The organism is Streptomyces sp. NPDC058274, assembly GCF_042881375.1.
GTDB lineage: Bacteria > Actinomycetota > Actinomycetes > Streptomycetales > Streptomycetaceae > Streptomyces.
The window spans coordinates 894,671-911,052 of the sequence record NZ_JBHVXW010000001.1; the positions used below are offsets into that span (position 1 = coordinate 894,671).

The 16,382-nt window shown below is 67.6% G+C and carries 15 protein-coding genes, 3 tRNA genes and 1 pseudogene; 6 read left to right on the top strand and 13 right to left on the bottom strand.

From position 1 onward, the window contains the following. The first annotated feature begins 7 nt into the window (after positions 1 to 7). Positions 8 to 208: a hypothetical protein gene (locus tag ACFVYF_RS04020; protein ID WP_389450322.1), complete on the top strand. Its 201-nt coding sequence runs from the start codon at positions 8 to 10 to the stop codon at positions 206 to 208. Between the two features lie 487 nt (positions 209 to 695). Here the strand turns inward: ACFVYF_RS04020 and ACFVYF_RS04025 are convergent, their stop codons facing one another. The 7 genes from ACFVYF_RS04025 to ACFVYF_RS04055 form a co-directional block, all read right to left on the bottom strand. After that, complete coding sequence (locus ACFVYF_RS04025; protein WP_389450325.1) at positions 696 to 1,436, bottom strand: DUF5825 family protein; 741 nt, start codon at positions 1,434 to 1,436, stop codon at positions 696 to 698. After that, positions 1,430 to 3,280 carry a RiPP maturation radical SAM C-methyltransferase gene (locus ACFVYF_RS04030; RefSeq protein WP_389450663.1) on the bottom strand — a complete coding sequence of 617 codons (1,851 nt, stop codon included), beginning with the start codon at positions 3,278 to 3,280 and terminating at the stop codon, positions 1,430 to 1,432. Before ACFVYF_RS04030 ends, ACFVYF_RS04025 begins: the two co-directional genes overlap by 7 nt. Before the next feature lie 104 nt (positions 3,281 to 3,384). Further along, positions 3,385 to 4,473, bottom strand: a complete 1,089-nt coding sequence (locus tag ACFVYF_RS04035; protein WP_389450328.1) for a histidinol-phosphate transaminase — start codon at positions 4,471 to 4,473, stop codon at positions 3,385 to 3,387. A 40-nt stretch (positions 4,474 to 4,513) separates the two neighbouring features. Next, positions 4,514 to 5,470, bottom strand: coding sequence for a 2-dehydropantoate 2-reductase (locus ACFVYF_RS04040; protein ID WP_389450331.1), 957 nt, complete (start codon positions 5,468 to 5,470; stop codon positions 4,514 to 4,516). After that, positions 5,467 to 6,681, bottom strand: a complete 1,215-nt coding sequence (locus ACFVYF_RS04045) for a cytochrome P450 (protein WP_389450334.1) — start codon at positions 6,679 to 6,681, stop codon at positions 5,467 to 5,469. Before ACFVYF_RS04045 ends, ACFVYF_RS04040 begins: the two co-directional genes overlap by 4 nt. After that, positions 6,681 to 7,025 carry a ubiquitin-like small modifier protein 1 gene (locus ACFVYF_RS04050; RefSeq protein WP_389450337.1) on the bottom strand — a complete coding sequence of 115 codons (345 nt, stop codon included), beginning with the start codon at positions 7,023 to 7,025 and terminating at the stop codon, positions 6,681 to 6,683. Before ACFVYF_RS04050 ends, ACFVYF_RS04045 begins: the two co-directional genes overlap by 1 nt. Before the next feature lie 44 nt (positions 7,026 to 7,069). After that, positions 7,070 to 7,711 carry a hypothetical protein gene (locus ACFVYF_RS04055; RefSeq protein ID WP_389450340.1) on the bottom strand — a complete coding sequence of 214 codons (642 nt, stop codon included), beginning with the start codon at positions 7,709 to 7,711 and terminating at the stop codon, positions 7,070 to 7,072. Between the two features lie 341 nt (positions 7,712 to 8,052). Here ACFVYF_RS04055 and trpS point away from each other — a divergent pair, with 341 nt between their 5' ends. Next, the gene (gene trpS / locus ACFVYF_RS04060) at positions 8,053 to 9,144 is read left to right on the top strand and encodes a tryptophan--tRNA ligase (protein ID WP_389450666.1); all 1,092 of its coding nucleotides are present in this window, start codon (positions 8,053 to 8,055) and stop codon (positions 9,142 to 9,144) included. 221 nt (positions 9,145 to 9,365) lie between these two features. Then, positions 9,366 to 10,253, top strand: a complete 888-nt coding sequence (locus ACFVYF_RS04065) for a UbiA prenyltransferase family protein (protein ID WP_389450343.1) — start codon at positions 9,366 to 9,368, stop codon at positions 10,251 to 10,253. 66 nt (positions 10,254 to 10,319) lie between these two features. Here the strand turns inward: ACFVYF_RS04065 and ACFVYF_RS04070 are convergent, their stop codons facing one another. Continuing rightward, positions 10,320 to 11,021: a helix-turn-helix transcriptional regulator gene (locus tag ACFVYF_RS04070; RefSeq protein ID WP_389450346.1), complete on the bottom strand. Its 702-nt coding sequence runs from the start codon at positions 11,019 to 11,021 to the stop codon at positions 10,320 to 10,322. A 754-nt stretch (positions 11,022 to 11,775) separates the two neighbouring features. On the opposite strand from ACFVYF_RS04070, the pseudogene ACFVYF_RS04075 reads away from it, so the two are divergent. Then, positions 11,776 to 12,089, top strand: a pseudogene (locus tag ACFVYF_RS04075) (transposase family protein); the annotation flags it as partial. 765 nt (positions 12,090 to 12,854) lie between these two features. Here the strand turns inward: ACFVYF_RS04075 and ACFVYF_RS04080 are convergent. From ACFVYF_RS04080 to ACFVYF_RS04100, 5 genes are all read right to left on the bottom strand, one after another. Further along, positions 12,855 to 13,262 (bottom strand): PIN domain nuclease, encoded by a 408-nt coding sequence (locus ACFVYF_RS04080; RefSeq protein WP_389450349.1) that lies wholly within the window; start codon positions 13,260 to 13,262, stop codon positions 12,855 to 12,857. Next, complete coding sequence (locus ACFVYF_RS04085) at positions 13,259 to 13,492, bottom strand: type II toxin-antitoxin system VapB family antitoxin (RefSeq protein ID WP_389450352.1); 234 nt, start codon at positions 13,490 to 13,492, stop codon at positions 13,259 to 13,261. Before ACFVYF_RS04085 ends, ACFVYF_RS04080 begins: the two co-directional genes overlap by 4 nt. A 336-nt stretch (positions 13,493 to 13,828) precedes the next feature. Then, a tRNA-Ile gene (locus tag ACFVYF_RS04090) sits at positions 13,829 to 13,902 on the bottom strand. Between the two features lie 166 nt (positions 13,903 to 14,068). Next, a tRNA-Asn gene (locus tag ACFVYF_RS04095) sits at positions 14,069 to 14,141 on the bottom strand. Positions 14,142 to 14,146: 5 nt separating this feature from the next. Further along, a tRNA-Asn gene (locus ACFVYF_RS04100) sits at positions 14,147 to 14,219 on the bottom strand. Between the two features lie 145 nt (positions 14,220 to 14,364). Between ACFVYF_RS04100 and ACFVYF_RS04105 the strand changes: the two genes are divergently transcribed. Both ACFVYF_RS04105 and ACFVYF_RS04110 read left to right on the top strand, forming a co-directional pair. Then, positions 14,365 to 14,670: a YtxH domain-containing protein gene (locus ACFVYF_RS04105; protein WP_389450355.1), complete on the top strand. Its 306-nt coding sequence runs from the start codon at positions 14,365 to 14,367 to the stop codon at positions 14,668 to 14,670. A gap of 85 nt (positions 14,671 to 14,755) precedes the next feature. Beyond that, a complete protein-coding gene (locus ACFVYF_RS04110; RefSeq protein ID WP_389450358.1) occupies positions 14,756 to 16,210 on the top strand; it encodes an FGGY-family carbohydrate kinase in 1,455 nt (484 codons plus the stop codon). The last annotated feature ends 172 nt before the right edge of the window (positions 16,211 to 16,382 follow it).

The window sequence follows — 16,382 nt, forward strand, 5'->3', positions numbered from 1 at the left end:
CTGGAGAATGCGCCTGCTCCTCAAGTCGAGCCGCCGGGCGGCCGCTCAGCGGTACGAGGAGCGGGGCAGCGCCGAGCGGGCAGTCGGCGAGGATGATGCGGTCGTCGACACCGTGCGCGGAATGCACCGGTACCTGGCGGCCGCCCTGCCCCCTCATGCCGGCGTCGCAGGTGCAGCAACCGGCGCCGTCGCCCTCTTCGCCCGATAGTCGCGGCCCCGCTCTCCTCCGGGAGCGCGGGGCCGCTTCGTCATGTCCGAACCAGCTGCCCCGCTCTCTCGCTACCGGGTCGGCGTGGCAAACGACGGGGCAGGCACACCCTGTAGCCGTTAGCCAGTGGCGTCATAGCAACAAGCTGGGGTTGCCGGAAGCGCTGGGCCGTCGCAAGGATCACAGGCATGGATGATCAGCCCGACCACGTCGTGGCCCTAGCTGTGATCGTGGACGCCGGGCGGGTGCTGCTTGCCCGCCGTGCGGTCGCCGAGGGCACCCTCACCCTCTCGTGGGTCTTCCCAGGCGATGCCGAAGAAGCGGCGACGTGTCTCACCTGCAGTTTGACCGGAGAAGCGGACATGTCCATCGGTATCGATCCCGCTGGACCCCGGTCAACTCGGTCGCCAAGGCGCTCGGGTCAACACCGAGTCCGATCCGGCCTTCCGGAGATGGCCACACGTCGGGGGTAAACCCCGCCCCTCGGCTACTCCTCGGCGCCCTCCGGCTTCTTCCCGGCGGAAGCCAGCGTTCCGCCGAGGAGGGTCGTACCCAGGGGCCATGAGTGCATGTGCACCGGAAGGGTCACGCAGTGCCCCCCGACGCGCAGGAGCAGGCCCCTGTCCACCAGGTCGTACGCGGCGGCGGCGCGCAGCGGGTCCCGGGTCAGCCCGGCCCATGCGCATCCCTCCAGTCCTCGGCGGAAGACATCCATCAGGACGGGGTCGTCCAGGACGATCCGGCTCCCGGATTCGGGGCGCTGATCGACGACAGACAGGAACGCCGGACCCTTGCGGAAGTAGAGGAGGCCGAACTGCCGGGCGGACCGCCACCGGTCGACGGGAAGAGGCCCCTTCTCCCGTACGGTGATCCGGTCGGGGGCGGGCAGGTGGTCGAGGCGCGGGATCAGGTCGAGCTGTTCCGGGCCCAGGGTCAGTGACCAGGTGATCCGGGCCCCGATCGAGGAGCACTCGCGAATCAGCGCGATGAGCCGCACAATCGCGTGACCGCCGAGGGCCGAGAAGTCCGCCGGATCCGCCAGCCGCACCTCGGCGATGGGCACCCGGGCCAGCAGCGCCGCCAGCTCGGCGGCCGCCGGGAGTTCGGCCTCACCAGGGCCGAGGGCGAGCGTCGCAGTCGCCGGCCGGCAACCGGGCGAGGCGCCGCCCTCACCGGAACCCGCCGCCCGTGCCCTGAGTTCACCGATGTCCATCAGCGCGCTCACCACGACGCCGCGACCTCCTTGCCGTTGATCAGCTTGCGTCGGTACGGGTCGACCCCGAGTGCGACGCTCACGAAGCGCCCCTCGTCCTCGAAGGCCAGGCCCCGGTCGACGAAGTAGCGGAGCATCTTCTCGACGTCCTCGTCCCCGACGGTGTGTCCGCCCTCGGCGAGCCGTCGGCGTATGCCCTCGCGGCCGGCCGCCTGGAACATGCCGAGATACACGTTGCTATGGAGGTCGTCCAGCTCGATAACTTCCTCCGGCCAGCTGGCGCGGCGGTCTTCGATGACCACCCGGCCTTGGTCATCGACGCGATAGGAGAGGGTGCTCTGCGGGTATGCCTTGGCCCAGTCCTCGCACGCCTGCTTCATCTCGTCCTCGATGGGTCCCGAGATTCCCTGGACGCTGGTGTCGAAGAAGAAGACCATGTCGTACAGCTGATCCCGTGGGACCTGGTAGATGAAGTCGTATATCTCCGACGGGCGGCGGAACATGAACCCTTGAGCGGGATCTTCGAAGTAGGGGCTGAACCGCTCGAGCGCTATGCGCCAGGCCCCGCTCGGCGGCTCCAGATGCTCGAGTGTGGCCATCTTCCTGAGCAGCCTGCGGTACTCGTTCTCGGTCTCGCCGGGGAAACCGTAGAGGATGCTCCACGTTACGTTGAGACCGAGATCCTGCCCGTCACGCAGCATCCGCACGTTGTGCGCGGCGCTGACGCCCTTGTCCATGAGGCGTAGCACGTGGCTGCTCAGACTCTCGATACCGGGCTGCACGAACAGGACGTTCGCCTCTTTCAGTCTGCTCAACTGTTCCCGGTTCATGTTGGACTTGATCTCGTAGTGGATTCTCAGATCGCAGTCGAGGGCAGCCAACTCAGGCATGGCCGTGCCGAGATACTTCATGTCGAGAATGTTGTCCACCATGACGAGGTCGAGGACCTGGTAACGCTGGGCGAGATCCCTGACTTCCTGGGCGATGCGCTCAGGGGCCTTGCTCCGGAAATCGATGTTCGATCCGTTCAGGCCGCAGAACGTGCACTGATGGGCTTCCCCCCACCAGCAGCCGCGGGAGGTTTCCAGCACCAGCATCGGCTGGACGTGGTGACGGACGGGTGACGTTTCGAGTGCCTGGAAGTAGCTGTCGTAGTCGGGTGCCGGCACCATGGCGAACGGCAGTGCCGTCTTGGCCGGCGGATTCACAACCGTCTGCCCGTCACTCCCTCTCCAGCTGAGCCCCGGAACGGCGGCAGGGGGCTCACTATGGTCGATGCAGTTCAGCAACGCGGGCAGTGCCCGCTCGCCTTCGCCGCTCACCACGAAATCGAGTTGCTCGAAATGCCGGTGCAGGGCGGGACCTTGGACTCCGTCGCAGTTGCTGCCACCGAGTACGGTGAGGATGCCCGGCACGAGTTTCTTCAGCTCCCGGGCCATCGCGAGGGACGGCACGTTCTGCATGAAGGTGCTCGTGAACCCGACCACGTCGGGTGGATCGGCGGCGATCTCGGCCGCCAGAGACCGGATGAACCCCCGGGCGTGTTTCTGCATCGCGACGGGAAGCGTCGGGTCTATGCCCCGCTGCTCGAGGAACTCGGAGTACTCGTCGGCCTGGTAGCTGTCGACGTCATACAGCGCCGGCGTGAACACCCAGTCGCCCACACCGTGGAAGACCTGATCCGCGACATTGCCGTAGTCCGCCGTTGTGATGGAGCCGTTGCTCTCCCGCATCAGGTGTTCGGCCCATCGGAGGTTGATGTACAACTCGTCGACATCCCAGTCGCCGGCATTCTTGCGGACGCACTGCCCGAGAACGCCCAGTGCGCTGGATGGGGTATCGAGCCCTTGCCACGGCATGGCGATCAAGAGGAGTTTCACAGGTTGCCTACCCAGGATTCGGTGTCGGACGACGGGAACGGGATGTGGCCGAGCGGCGGACGGGTATGTGCGGGCCGCGCATATCACGACCACTGCGTGCGGTCCGTCCGGCCGAGCGCCGTGAGCAGCGCCTCGTGTGCCTCGGCCTCGCCCACTGAGATCCGCACTCCGTGTGCCGGACAGGCGCGGACCTTGACCCCCGCCGTGGCCGCAGCCCGGGCGAAGTGCTCGGCGGCCGAGGCGAGCGGGAGCCAGACGAAGTTGCCCCGGGAGGGCAGGACGGGCAGCCCCAGTTTCTCAAGGCCTGCCGTGAGTTCCTCTCGTGCCGCGGCCACTGCGGCCAGCCGCCCGTACAGTTCGGCCGCGCTGCGCAGGGACCGGATGGCTGCTTGTTCGGCCATATGCGTCACGCCGAACGGCAGTGCTGTCTTGCGGACGGCGGCCATGACCTGGCGCGGCCCGACTGCGTAGCCCACCCGCAGGCCGGCCAGCCCGTACGCCTTGGAGAAGGTTCGCAGCACCACCGTGTTGCCGTGGTCGCGCAGCACCTCCGGCAGACCTGGCGGGTCGCCGCCCCGGTCGAACTCCACGTATGCCTCGTCGAGGACTGCGACCACGTGGTCCGGCAGTGCCTCCAGGAAACCGTGCAGTTGCTCGTGGTCGATGACGGTTCCAGTGGGGTTGTGCGGGGAGCACAGGATCACCACCCTGGTTCGCGGGCTCACGCGTTCGCGGAACGCGTCGAGGTCGTGACCGCCGGACGCGGTCAGCGGCAGGTGGACGCCGACGGCACCGCACATGGCAACCAGCAGCGGATAGGCATCGAATCCAGGCCATGCGTAGAGGACTTCGTCGCCTTCGCCGCACAGGGCGAGGAGGATCTGTTGGAGCACGCCCGCGCTCCCGGGGCCGACAGCCACCTTGTCCGCGTGGACGCACACGTGGCCGGCGATCTCCCCCGTCAGAGTCCGTGCGGTCGGGTCGGGGTAGCGGGCGAGCCGTGCGAAGCCCTCCTCGATGACGGGCAGCACGGTGGGCAGCGGGGGCAGAGTCAGTTCGTTGCTGGACAGATCGAAGGCGACGGCCGCGTTCGTTCCGGCGCTGGACGGTTCGGTGCCCCGGTAGGCCGTTATGTTCCGTAGCGTGCCGCGTTCCACGAATCTCACGTTCACCGCTGAACACTCCTCGCACGGAGGCATCGGTCGGCCGGCTTCACGCAGTCCTCGCCGCCCGCGACACGCTCAGCGCGAGCAACTCGTAGAGCATGTCGTGGACCGGGGCGGCCAGGCCCGCCCGGCCGGCGAGGCGGACCGCGGCGCCGGTCCAGGCCTCGAGTTCCGACGGCCGGCCCTCGAGGATGTCCCGTTGCAGCGAAGAGGTGACGTCGGGCGACTGCAGGTCCATGCGGGCGGTTGCCGCGTCCACGGCGTCATCCGGGAGTGCGATGCCCAGCGCCACGCCGGTCTCGTACATCTCCCGCATGCCGGCGATGAGTATCTTCCGGGTGCCGGCGCGCGATCGGAGCTCGCCGACGGTAGCCCCGCAGGCGGCACCAAGACTGCCGATCGGCACCACCAGCAGGAACTTCGCCCACAGGTCGGCCCAGATGTCGCTCGGCTCGGGGGCCGCCACCGAGGCGTTGCGCAGCGCCTCGCGCAGCCGCTTCACGCGGGGGGACGCGCTGCCGTCCCACTCCGCGAAGCCCAGGGCACCGGGGGGACCCATGTGCCTGATCTCGCCGGGACCGGCCGTCGTGGCCACGATCCTGACGGTACCGGGAAGCACCCGGTCGCGGCCGATGGCGGCGGCAACCTGCGCGGGGGCCTCCACTCCGTTCTGCAACGTGACCACGGCGGTGTCCTCGCCGAGCATCGGGAACAGGGCGTCGACGGCCGCCGGCAGCTGCGGCGTCTTGACACAGAGCAGTACGAAATCGACCTCGCCGATGTCCTTCGGGTCGCCCGACGTCCGTACCTGGGGCACCGACCAGTCGTGCTCGCCGCCAGTGACGCGCAGCCCGCTCCGCCTGAGCGCGGCGAGGGCCTCGCCGCGGGCCAGGAACTGCACATCGCACCCGGCGGCGGCGAGCCGCCCGCCGAGGTACCCGCCCACTCCGCCGACGCCCAGCACAGCGATGCTGGGCCCGCCCGGTTCTCGCGTCGCCGTCATCGGGCCAACCGCTCTCGCACTCGGATGGGGAGGGACTCCAGACCCCGGCTGAGTGAGCTGTCGGCGAGCCAGGTGACCTCCTCCTCGGGCACCGCGAGTTCGAACCCCGGTAGCCGGCGCAGCAGTGAGGAGAAGGCGATCTCGCCCTGGAGCCGGGCGAGGGGAGCGCCGATGCAGAAGTGCGTACCGTGCCCGAAGGAGAGATGGCGGTTCGGGGAGCGGGTGACGTCGAAGCGTTCCGGGTCGTCGTACACCTCGGGGTCGTGACCGGCGCCGGACAGGGACAGGTGGACGAAGCTTCCCTTGGGTATCTCCGCTCCCCCGAGTTGCATGTCCTCCGCCGCGACCCGCAGCGAGGCCCAGGCGGCCGATCCCTCGTAGCGCAGGATTTCCTCGATCGCCGCGGGAATCAGCTCGGGGTTTGTGCGGAGCATGCCTAGTTGCTCGGGGTGCCGGAGCAGCAGCAGTGTTCCGTTCGCGACCATGTTGGCCACCGTCTTGTGGCCGGCGATGATCAGCAGAAGGAGCGAGGAGAGCAGATCCTTCTCGCTGTACATGCCGGCGTCCCGGGCTTTGATGAGTTCGCTCAGCAGGTCGTTCCGTGGATCGCCGCGCCGCTCGGCCACCAGCCGGGTGAAATACTCGGTGAACTCCTGACTCGCTGCCTTGAGTTCCGCCTCGGCGTGCTGCAGCGGATCCTGGCTGAGGATGTAACTCCATTGCAGGAACAGCGGCCTGTCCTCGACGGGTATCCCGAGGTACTCGCAGATGACAGTGAGCGGAAGCGGCAGGGCGAACGCGGTCAGCAGGTCGATGTCACCGGACTGCGGGAAGGCGTCGATGAGTTCGTCGACGATGTCCTGGATGCGGGGGCGGAGCCGGGCGACCGCGCTGGGCAGGAAGGCCGAGCTGATCGGCTTCTTGAGGCGGGTGTGCTTGGGCGGGTCAGCGAACCCCAGATTTCCGACCACGAGGAGGCTGTTGGCCACCGCCTTGTCCCGGTACGGGGCGGGCAGGTTCTCGACTTGCTTGGACAGGCGCGAGTCACCGAGCGCCTCCTCGACGACCTTGTTCCCGAGCACCGCGTACGCCTCGGCACCGGGGGGAACGTCGATGCGATGGACCGGACACTTGGCCCTGAGATCTGCGGTGACGGCGTGCGGGTTCGGTCCAGGATGAGTGAAGAATTCCGAAGGAAGAACGTCAGACATCACGCCTCCCTGACTCGTGCCGCTCCGCTGCCGCCCGCAACCGCCGGCACGATCCAGATGATGTCGTCGTCTGCCACTTTCGTTTCGAGGTCGTCGAGACATCGAATGTCGCTGTCGTTGCGATAGACGTTGACGTATCGTTTCACCGATCCATCCTGGTCCATGAGCCGATCTTGCACACCGGGGCATGCTCGCTCGAGGGCGGCAAGCACCTCTCGGACGGTTTCGCCCTCGACGGGCAACTGCCGCCGACCGCCAGTCAGGGCGTGAAATGCCGCGGGAAGCTTGATGGATACGACAGGCGCAGGGTGCTTACCGACGGTTTGCGAGACGATCTCAGGCATGTGCCATCACTCCTTGGGTTCGCTATTTTCCCTTGGACGGCTCGTCATTCTTTGAACTGGCCTGCGATGCTGAATTCATCGCGAATGTCCGACGGAATGCGAATATCAAGCATTTCGCACCGCTCAGGACCGGGCCGCCAACCCGCCACGCGGTGCTCGAGAAGGCCACCGATCGCACGGATGTACCAGATCAGATTGACCGGCCAGGACGACTGACGGAAGAGATACTCATCCATCCGCGTCGGATTCTCGCTGAGCTCCTGAAACCGCTCGTGCGGCGGTCCGATCTCGTGCCAGTTCGGGTGCGAGTGCACGGATCCCAGCAGATCCAGGCCCTTCGCGGACTGGCGCTGAATCGCCTGGAGTACACCCTTGTCGTCGCTCCAGAACCCTCGTCCCGGATTCCGGTACACCTCGCCGAACCGGGGGGCGATAGCCGTCTCGAATTCGGCCATCACACTCTCGTCCTGGTCGCGGACGTTCTGTACGAATTCGAGGTCACTGATTGCGATCTCAGAGCCGCCCAACCGCCCGAACAGTAGTCCCGACGCACGGGGGAGATAAGTGGGAACCGCGTCCGCGTCACGGCTGTTCAGACACTTCAGGCACTCCTGTACGGCGTTGTCGACGAAGCGCCTGAGGGGTTCGCTTTCGAAACGCGCGACCCTCGGCAGATGGGCAGTCACGCGCCGAGCATTCTCCATGCTTGTCAGTTGTGACTCACCTCCGATTTCTCGCTCGACCCATATGATGCCAACCGGTGGTAGAGGAGCAGGCCAAACTACAACCAACGATGCATCGGGCGCGCAATGCGACTGACCGGGGCCGGCCCCTAGTTATGATGTGCCCATGCATCTCTCGTCATTTCTGTGCTGCTGGCGCTCCTCATAGGAGCGGCCGCCTCTGATGCATGACAGGGCCGTTCGGACGGATGGACGGGCCCTACGCGTCCCCTGGACCAGGGATCGGGCCATCCTCACGGCGGCATCGACCCCCAGGAGATTCTGTGAACACCGCATCCCGGACCATGTCAACCGACGCCACCAGCTCCGGCACCCCTGGCGACACGCTCGGCCTGTCCGCCGTACAGGCCCGCAACGCGCTGCTGGAGGAGCAGATCGTCAAGAACCCCAAACAGTTCCGGGTGCTGACGGGCGACCGGCCCACCGGTCGCCTGCACCTGGGGCACTACTTCGGCACGCTGCACAACCGCGTTCGTCTGCAGAACCTTGGCGTGGAGATGTTCGTGATCATCGCGGACTACCAGGTCCTGACCGATCGTGACGTGGCGGACAACCTGACCGAGCACGTGGAGAACCTGGTACTGGACTACCTTGCCGTCGGCGTGGACCCGGACCGCAGCACGATTTTCACGCACAGTGCCGTGCCTGCCCTCAACCAGTTGATGCTGCCCTTCCTCAGCCTCGTCTCCGTCTCCGAGTTGAACCGCAACCCCACGGTCAAGGACGAGATCGCCCACTCACGCCAATCGGCTGTCAGCGGGCTGATGTTCACCTATCCCGTTCACCAAGCCGCCGACATCCTCTTCTGCAAGGGCAATCTGGTCCCGGTCGGCCAGGACCAGCTCCCGCACCTGGAGATCACGCGCACCATCGCCCGCCGCTTCAACGACCGCTACGGCAACAGCACCGCCGTCTTCCCCGAGCCCGACGCCCTGCTGTCGAGCGCACCGCTGCTGCTGGGCACGGACGGCACCAAGATGAGCAAGAGCCGCGGGAATGCCATCCTGCTGTCCGCCGACGCTGACGAGACGGCCCGTCTGCTCAAGGGGGCCAAGACCGACGCCGAGCGCCACATCACCTACGATCCGGCCAACCGCCCGGAGGTGTCGTCGCTCCTCCTTCTGGCAGCGCTCTGCCAGAACCGGCCCCCCGAGGCGGTGGCCGCCGAGATCGGCTCCGCCGGGGCCGCCGCGCTGAAGAGGACGGTAACCGAGTCCGTCAACGAGTACCTGGCCCCGATCAGGGCTCTGCGGGCCGAATACGCGGAGGACCGCGGTTACCTCCGTCAGACGCTGCGTGAGGGCAACGAGCGGGCCCGGGCGGTCGCCGACGCCACGCTCGCCGAGGTACGTGCTGCCATGAACAGCGTCTACTGAGGTACCGGCCGGTGAGACACCGCCGCCGCTTCCGTTGCGGAAGCGGTGTCTCACCAGGTGGTTCCTGCCGCCCACCGGGGCAGTTGCTCGCGATCAGGATGAGGACCTCCATGCACCCTTGGATGCAGTCGCGGCCCAGGACGACACCATCCTCGTAATCTGACGCCGTGACAGTGACCTCCGGCAGAGTTCTCTCCCCTGCATCACGGCCTGGTGTCCCGGTGCGCCACTGGCCCCGCTACGTGCGTCTGAGCCTGGTCGAGGCCCGGCCTGTCGTCCAGATCGTGTTCCTCATGCGGTTCGGGGTGGGCGCCGCCTTCTCGGCTCAAAAAACGGTGGACGCACCGCAGTTGGCCGCCGGGGTCCTCGCATGGTGGCTGGCCGTGGTGACCGCCTACCTGGTCAACGGTGTGCTGGACGTCAAGGAGGACCGCGCCAACGGGTCCACCCGTCCGATCGCGCGGGGTGATCTGCCGGAGCGGACAGCCGCTTTCCTCACCGCGGCCGCGGCCGCGGGGTCCCTTCTGCTGTCGCTGTTCGTCCCTGGACTCACCGTGTGGGTGGCGCTGTTCCTGCTGCTGGGCTGGCTCTATTCGACACCGCCGTTTCCCGCAAAGCGCTGGAGCAGCACCTGTGCGGTGACGGTGTTCGGTCTCGGATGGACCTCGTTCGCGTCCGGTGCCACCTCCGTGGGAGGCGAACTGAGCCCGGCCGGCCTGGTCTTCGCCGCAGCGATGAGCGCCTGGATGGCCCTGGTGGGCGCGGTCGTCAAGGACCTCGGCGACGTCGAAGGGGACGCCGTCGGCGGGCGCCGCACCGTGGCCGTGCGGTACGGCGCCGGCCGAGCCCGCGCGGTGGCGGTGGCGGGGTCGCTGTTCGTCGGCGTCGGCGCGGTGCTGGCGGCACTGACCTGGGCCCCGCTGACGCTGGCCGGAACCGTTCCCCTGACGTTCGGAGCAGTATGCGTGGTGGCGCAGATCGTCCGCACGGCCCGGGTCGCCGACGGGGACAAAAGGACCAGGCGCAGCGCGTACCGAGTGTTCATGCGCACCCAGTACGCGGCGAACATCATCATGATGCTCGCGCTGGTGTTGCACGGGCCTGCGTGACATCCGCCCATGTGCCGGTGCTGAGGGGGCTTCTTGAAATTTTCCAAGTTCCTCAACAGATGCGAGTCAGTAGCGTCCGAAGGCCTTGTTGACGGCGTCGATACGGGACACGGCGTCCAGTTTTCCGTAGATGTTGTTGAGGTGCCGCTTCACGGTCGCTGTCGTTATGCCGAGCTGCCGGGCTATCTGGCTGTTGGTCATCGCCTTCGCGACCCTCTCGAGCACTTCCTTCTCACGCCTGGACAACGCCACGCAGGCGGCGTGCGCTGATGCCGTCTCCGAGGTGCCCTCTGCTGCGTCCTCGATCGGCAGAGTCTCGGACGCCCGGGCGGAGGCTCCGCCGTAGCCAACTGCGCCCGCATAGAGTCGGCTTCCGGAACTGGAGCGGAACGCGGCACTGATCAGCAACAGCGCGGATGTCCGTCGCGAGGGTGCCTCGTGCTGCACAGCGGAGCGGATGGTCGGCTGCATGGCTTTCCACAGGACCTCCACCGCGCGGACCGACTCGGCCACTGCGATTCCCTGGTTGGCGCGGTCGGCTCCCACGAGGTGTGAGTACTGCCAGACTTTGGCCGGCTCCAGCGGTTGGTCCCCGTTCAGCGTCGCAACGCAGTCCTCGACGATCGCCTGCGCCTGGTCGCGGCACTTCGGCCAAGCATCCATGCGCGTCACCAAGGGACTGCGGACGGTTCTCAGCGCCGTCTCATAGGAGCGGATGACGTTTGGAGTCGCGGTGCGCAGGAACTGCGCCGCAGTCGGGTAACGCAAGAGCCCCCCTGCTACAGCCTTATCGAAACGCGCCGGATGTACGGATCGACGCCACCCCTCAGCACGCGGGCGACCAGGACATCACGACCGCCAGCAGGGTAACCGCCCTGCCCCCGCGGCCCGTAGCCGTGTGCCCGACTTTCAATAACCTTGACGTTCGACTGTGTGTCAGATCTACCTCGAGTCCTCATCGGACCGGGATGACCCAGACCGCGGTGCCGATCGGACCGGCGACGATTCTGACGTGCAGGGCCAACCAGTTGTCCTCGTGGCTGAGTCATGACGCGGACGGCCGTTGCATCCCTACTCGGCAGGACAACAGTGGCGGCGCGGCTACCAGATGCTCCAGGATCGTCGTGCCGCCGTAGTCCTCGTCCACCCAGTTCGTGCCCGGAGACGGACCCTTCGCACAGCGGGCGAGTCCCGCCCATTCGACGCCGACACGTACGAGACCCGCGCTATCGGGGGTGATCTTCGAAGCCGTTCCTGCCGCACACCCCCGACGAGCAGGGCTTTGGTCAGTACGAGCGGTTCGGCAACGGCTACTTCTACGGGCGGATCGTCAGCGCCTCCGGCTGGGACACGGCTGCGCATACCTGGCGGGAGTACGACGTCACCAAGCACCCCCTCAACGTGTCATCCGATGCTGCCGAACTCGACGGGGAAGTCCGGAGGCCAGGGCTGGCTGAAGTCGAACAGGGACGGGTCCTCGAACACGCGGGCCGCCTCGCGCCACGCGGGTTCGGCGGACAGCAACCGGCACGACTCCCGCGGCTGGGAAGAATCCGGAGCCAAGGCCGCCGTCGGCAAAACGATGACCATCGCCGGCGGCGGCTACCAAGGCACCGGACTGGTCATCCCACACCGCCGACGCAAAGGCGAGGAACTTCCGGCCTGGAAAGAGGCACACAACCACTCCCACAAGCAGGTCCGAGCCCGCGTCGAGCACACCCTCGCCCGCATGACGGGCTGGAAGATCCTTCGCGACTGCCCCCTCAGAGGCGACGGAGTCCATCACGCGATTCTCGACATCGCCCAACCCTGCACAACCTCGCCCTCGCCGGATAAGTACAGGGGCGGCGCGGCGACCGACTCCCTTCAATTCCAAGATCGTTACGGGACAACCCTTAATCCCGCGCTGCTGACCGAAGAGGTGGTGGTGCCTCGGCGCCTGCTCCTCGCCGGGCAGAGCTGGCAGGTGACGTACATCGACTGGTCCCGGCGGCGACGCTTCGTCGAACCGGTTGACGGCGGCGGCAAGGCGCACTGAGGAGGAACTGGTTCCGGCCGGACCGCCTCGTACGAACTGACGCGCGCGGCACGGGAAGTGCTCCTCGGCGCCGGCCAGCCGGTCGCCCTCACCGGGCGCGCCAAGGCCGCGCTCACTCAGGCACGCGAGAGCAGTTCGGAACTGGTCCACCCCGACGGGACGGTGGTCGCAAGGGGCGGGCGCGACACCAGTGTGCGCTGGTGGACCTGGGCCGGCTACCGGGCCAACGCCACCCTGACCGCCACACTGACCACGATCGCCGATCCACTCCAGCATCCGACTTCACGAGGACGTGACGCCTGCGGAATGGAGGAAGGTCATTTCGGAAGCCGCCGATCAGCTGTGCCTTCCGGCAGTGGACGCGCGTGCGCTGAACGGCCTCACGTTCAACGCCGCACTGCCGACCCGGCTCGCGGAGGCCACCCTTGCCGCACGGCTCGCGAATCTGGACGGTGCGACGGCCGCGCTCAGAGGACCGACCAGGTTCACAGTTCTGGGGCAGTGACTTGGGCATCGATCATCGAGGGGCCCACAGGCCGACAACGTGAACCGGCTCCAGAAGATCAGGCTCGTACGTCCCGCTGCTGAACTTCCTTGAGCACTCCGGCCACCGTCGCGAAGTCGTTGTCCACGTGGAGAACGGTGTGCCCATGGTGCACAGCTGTCGCACACACCAACAGATCGATCGCTCCAGCCTCCCGATGCTGGCCCCGCTGGGTCAGCTTGTACTGGGCGGTGTCGACCCAACGCCAGGCATTCTTCGGCACAGGAGAGAGCAAGCAGAGCGCGTCCAGTTCCTCCGCGAGCTCGTCCCGATGGGACGGGCTGGTTGCCGAGTCGAGAAATTCGGCACGTGTCGGCTCGCAGATGTGGAACACCCCGGCGGCGATGTGTCCCTCCCAAGGGCGCAACGCACCCGGAGTACGGAACAGGTGCCACAGAGCCGACGTATCCATCAGATACGTGATCACTCGAAGGCCTCGCGCCGGGCACGCTTCTCCGCGTCATGCGCCGCCGCGGCCTGCTCGAACTCACCACGCGCACCCCGCCCGGCCAGCTTCTCCGCAGCCTCAAGCCTCTTGATCCGCGCCACGTAGTCCCGAAGGGCCGCGTTGACGGTCTCCTTCTTCGTCGTGACACCCATGAGCCGCATGGCCTCGGCCAGCGCCTCGTCGTCGAGATCAATCTGCGTGACGGACATCGGACACCTCCAACATCCGCTATGTATGCACCCAAGATACATCACCAACATTGGGTGGGCCATCGATCACAGGGAGACCGCGCGAGGGAAGTGCGCCGAACGTTGGGGCGCCCCCATGGGGCACTTCCCGCTACAGGACGAGCCAACGGAGACCCGCTCAACATCGACACAAAATACACCGCATAGGCGCCATACCCGACTTGACCGGAATCGGCGTCCAGAATCCGTCCAGACGATCATGGAAACATGATCTCGACAGGGTCGCCAGGACCCTCAACTCGCCCGACCCTCCAGCGAAGTTGCTGGTCAGATCGATTCTTCCCGCGTAGCGGAGAGTGGGGCGGGTGGGACTCGAACCCACGGCCGACGGATTATGAGTCCGCTGCTCTAACCGGCTGAGCTACCGCCCCATTACGGCGCGTCGCGCACATTTGTACGCGCCGTCTGCCGCAGCATAGCCGCTCATACGATCTCCTGCTTCGGATGGTCGGCTTCGCATGACCATGAGGACCCCGCCCTGCGCGGAGCGGTTCCACCGGGCATGAAAAAGGACCCCATCGGGGTCCTCTTCCGCTGCTCTCCCGACTGGACTCGAACCAGTAACCTGCCGGTTAACAGCCGGCTGCTCTGCCAATTGAGCTACAGGAGATCGAGCTCCCCCGACTGGACTCGAACCAGTAACCTGCCGGTTAACAGCCGGCTGCTCTGCCAATTGAGCTACAGGGGATCGCTTCGTTGCATCGAACGCACCTACCTGGGTATTCGCCAGGGGGCGTGCGCTCGCTGCGACACATACATTAGCGCAAGCAGGGGGGTGCTCCGCCAATCGGTTCCCCCCGCACCGATGACGACGCAAGGGAAGGGTGGCTGCCATGCGCTACCGGCTCACATTCGTCGCCGGACTGGCTCTGGGTTACGTGCTCGGCACAAGGGCCGGGCGCGAGCGCTACGAGCAGTTGAGGAAGACCGCCCGTCAGGTCGCCCAGAACCCGGCGGTGCGCAACACCGCCGAGTCCGCGGCCCAGCAGGGGCGGGAATTCGCCGGCAAGGCGTACCACGTGGTGAGTGAGAAGGTCGGTGACCGTGTCCCCGACTCCGTGACCGACCGGGTGCGCTCCCTGCGGGAGCGCAACGCCGGCACCGGCGGCGGGGACGACTGGGGCACCACGAACACCTGAATCACCCGGCTGAGGGCCGTCGGCGGGCATCCGTCCGCCGACGGCCCTGCGCGCTCACCCCCCTTCGTACGGCAGAATTTGCACCATGGGGATAGTCGCCGGGTTGGACAGTTCGCCCGATTTCACTCGTATCGTCGTCTGCGACGCGGACACGGGCGCCGTGCTGAGGCAGGGCTATGCGCCGCACCCGGTCGAGGGTGCGGAGGGTGGCGGCCGTCCCTCCGACGTCGATCCGCAGGCCTGGCTGCTGTCCCTGGGCGAGGCGGCGGGCGGCGGGCTGCTCGAAGGTGTGCAGGCCATCGGCGTTTCCGCGCAGCAGAACGCGCTGGTCCCGGTGGACGCCCAGGGCAATACGGTGCGCCCCGCGCTGGTCGGCGGGGACAAGCGGGCGCAGGTGGCGGCGGCGGATCTGGTCGACGCGCTCGGCGGCCGTGAGGCCTGGGCCCAGGCCGTGGGGTGCGTACCCCAGGCGGCCCATCCGGTGACGAAGCTGCGCTGGCTGGCCAAGACGGAACCCGAGGTCGCGCTGCGTACCGGCGTGCTGCTCCAGGCGCACGACTGGCTGGTGTGGCAGCTGCTCGGACGGCCGGTGAGACGGACCACGGACCGGGGCGGGGCCTCCGGTACCGGTTACTGGTCGGCGGCGACAGGCACTTACCGGCCGGATCTGGTCGAGCTCGCGCTCGGGCACCAGGCGATGCTGCCCGACGTGCTCGGGCCGTCCGACGCCGCGGGCACCACCCCCGAGGGGCTGCTGATCTCCGCCGGGACCGGCGAGACCATGGCGGCGGCCTTCGGACTGGGCATCGGGCTCGGCGACGCGGTCGTGTCCCTGGGGGCCTCCGGGTCCGTGATGGCCGTACACCCCGAGGCGCTGATCGACTCCTCCGGGATGATCACCTCCCTCGCGGACGCGACCGGGATGCATCTGCCGGTCGTCACCACACTCAATGCCGTACGGGCCCTGCGCGGCGCCGTCGACCTGCTGGGGCTGCCCGATCTGGAGAGCCTGTCCGACCTGGCGATGAAGTCGACGCCGGGTTCCCACGGGCTGGTCATGCTGCCGTATCTGGAGGGCGAGCGGACGCCGAATCTGCCGCACACGGCGGGGACGCTGGCCGGGCTGCGCCGGGAGTCGATGCGGCCCGAGCACCTGGCGCGGGCCGCGTTCGAGGGCATGCTGTGCGGGCTCGCGGACGCGCTGGACGTGCTGCGCGGCCGGGGTGTCGAGGTGCAGCGGGTCTTCCTGCTGGGGGCGGCCGCCGAGCTGACCGCGGTCCAGGCGGCGGCCCCGGCGCTGTTCGGCGCGCAGGTCGTGGTGCCGCAGCCCGCGGACTACGCGGCGATTGGCGCGGCCCGGCAGGCGGCCTGGGCGCTCGGGGTCTCGCAGGGCGCGCTCGACCCGCGGCTGCCACCCGTCTGGCAGGGTGCGGCCGCGCAGCTGCTGGAGCCCGGCGAGGACCTGGCCGTGGGGCAGGCGGTACGGCAGCAGTACGTGTCCGTACGGGAACAGACGCATCCGGGCGCGTTCCGGGCATAGCGCCCGGGAGCGGCACCGGGGCGTACGCCTCAGGTCGGAGGCGCGGGCGGCCCGGGACCGAGGCCGCGTCCGTCCTTTGACCGCTGTTGGGTTAATCAGTTGAGGTAACGCGGGGGGAGTGACCGACGATAGGGGGGTGGTGCACCACCCAGCCCCCGTCGCCGACTCCGAG

What these genes read in the sequence shown, in the direction of transcription:
- ACFVYF_RS04020 (WP_389450322.1), top strand. Translation starts at nt 8, where the DNA reads ATGCGCCTGCTCCTCAAGTCGAGCCGCCGGGCGGCCGCTCAGCGGTAC.
- ACFVYF_RS04030 (WP_389450663.1), bottom strand. Translation starts at nt 3,280, where the DNA reads ATGCCGTGGCAAGGGCTCGATACCCCATCCAGCGCACTGGGCGTTCTC.
- ACFVYF_RS04040 (WP_389450331.1), bottom strand. Translation starts at nt 5,470, where the DNA reads ATGACGGCGACGCGAGAACCGGGCGGGCCCAGCATCGCTGTGCTGGGC.
- ACFVYF_RS04045 (WP_389450334.1), bottom strand. Translation starts at nt 6,681, where the DNA reads ATGTCTGACGTTCTTCCTTCGGAATTCTTCACTCATCCTGGACCGAAC.
- ACFVYF_RS04050 (WP_389450337.1), bottom strand. Translation starts at nt 7,025, where the DNA reads ATGCCTGAGATCGTCTCGCAAACCGTCGGTAAGCACCCTGCGCCTGTC.
- trpS (WP_389450666.1), top strand. Translation starts at nt 8,053, where the DNA reads ATGTCAACCGACGCCACCAGCTCCGGCACCCCTGGCGACACGCTCGGC.
- ACFVYF_RS04085 (WP_389450352.1), bottom strand. Translation starts at nt 13,492, where the DNA reads ATGTCCGTCACGCAGATTGATCTCGACGACGAGGCGCTGGCCGAGGCC.
- ACFVYF_RS04105 (WP_389450355.1), top strand. Translation starts at nt 14,365, where the DNA reads ATGCGCTACCGGCTCACATTCGTCGCCGGACTGGCTCTGGGTTACGTG.
- ACFVYF_RS04110 (WP_389450358.1), top strand. Translation starts at nt 14,756, where the DNA reads ATGGGGATAGTCGCCGGGTTGGACAGTTCGCCCGATTTCACTCGTATC.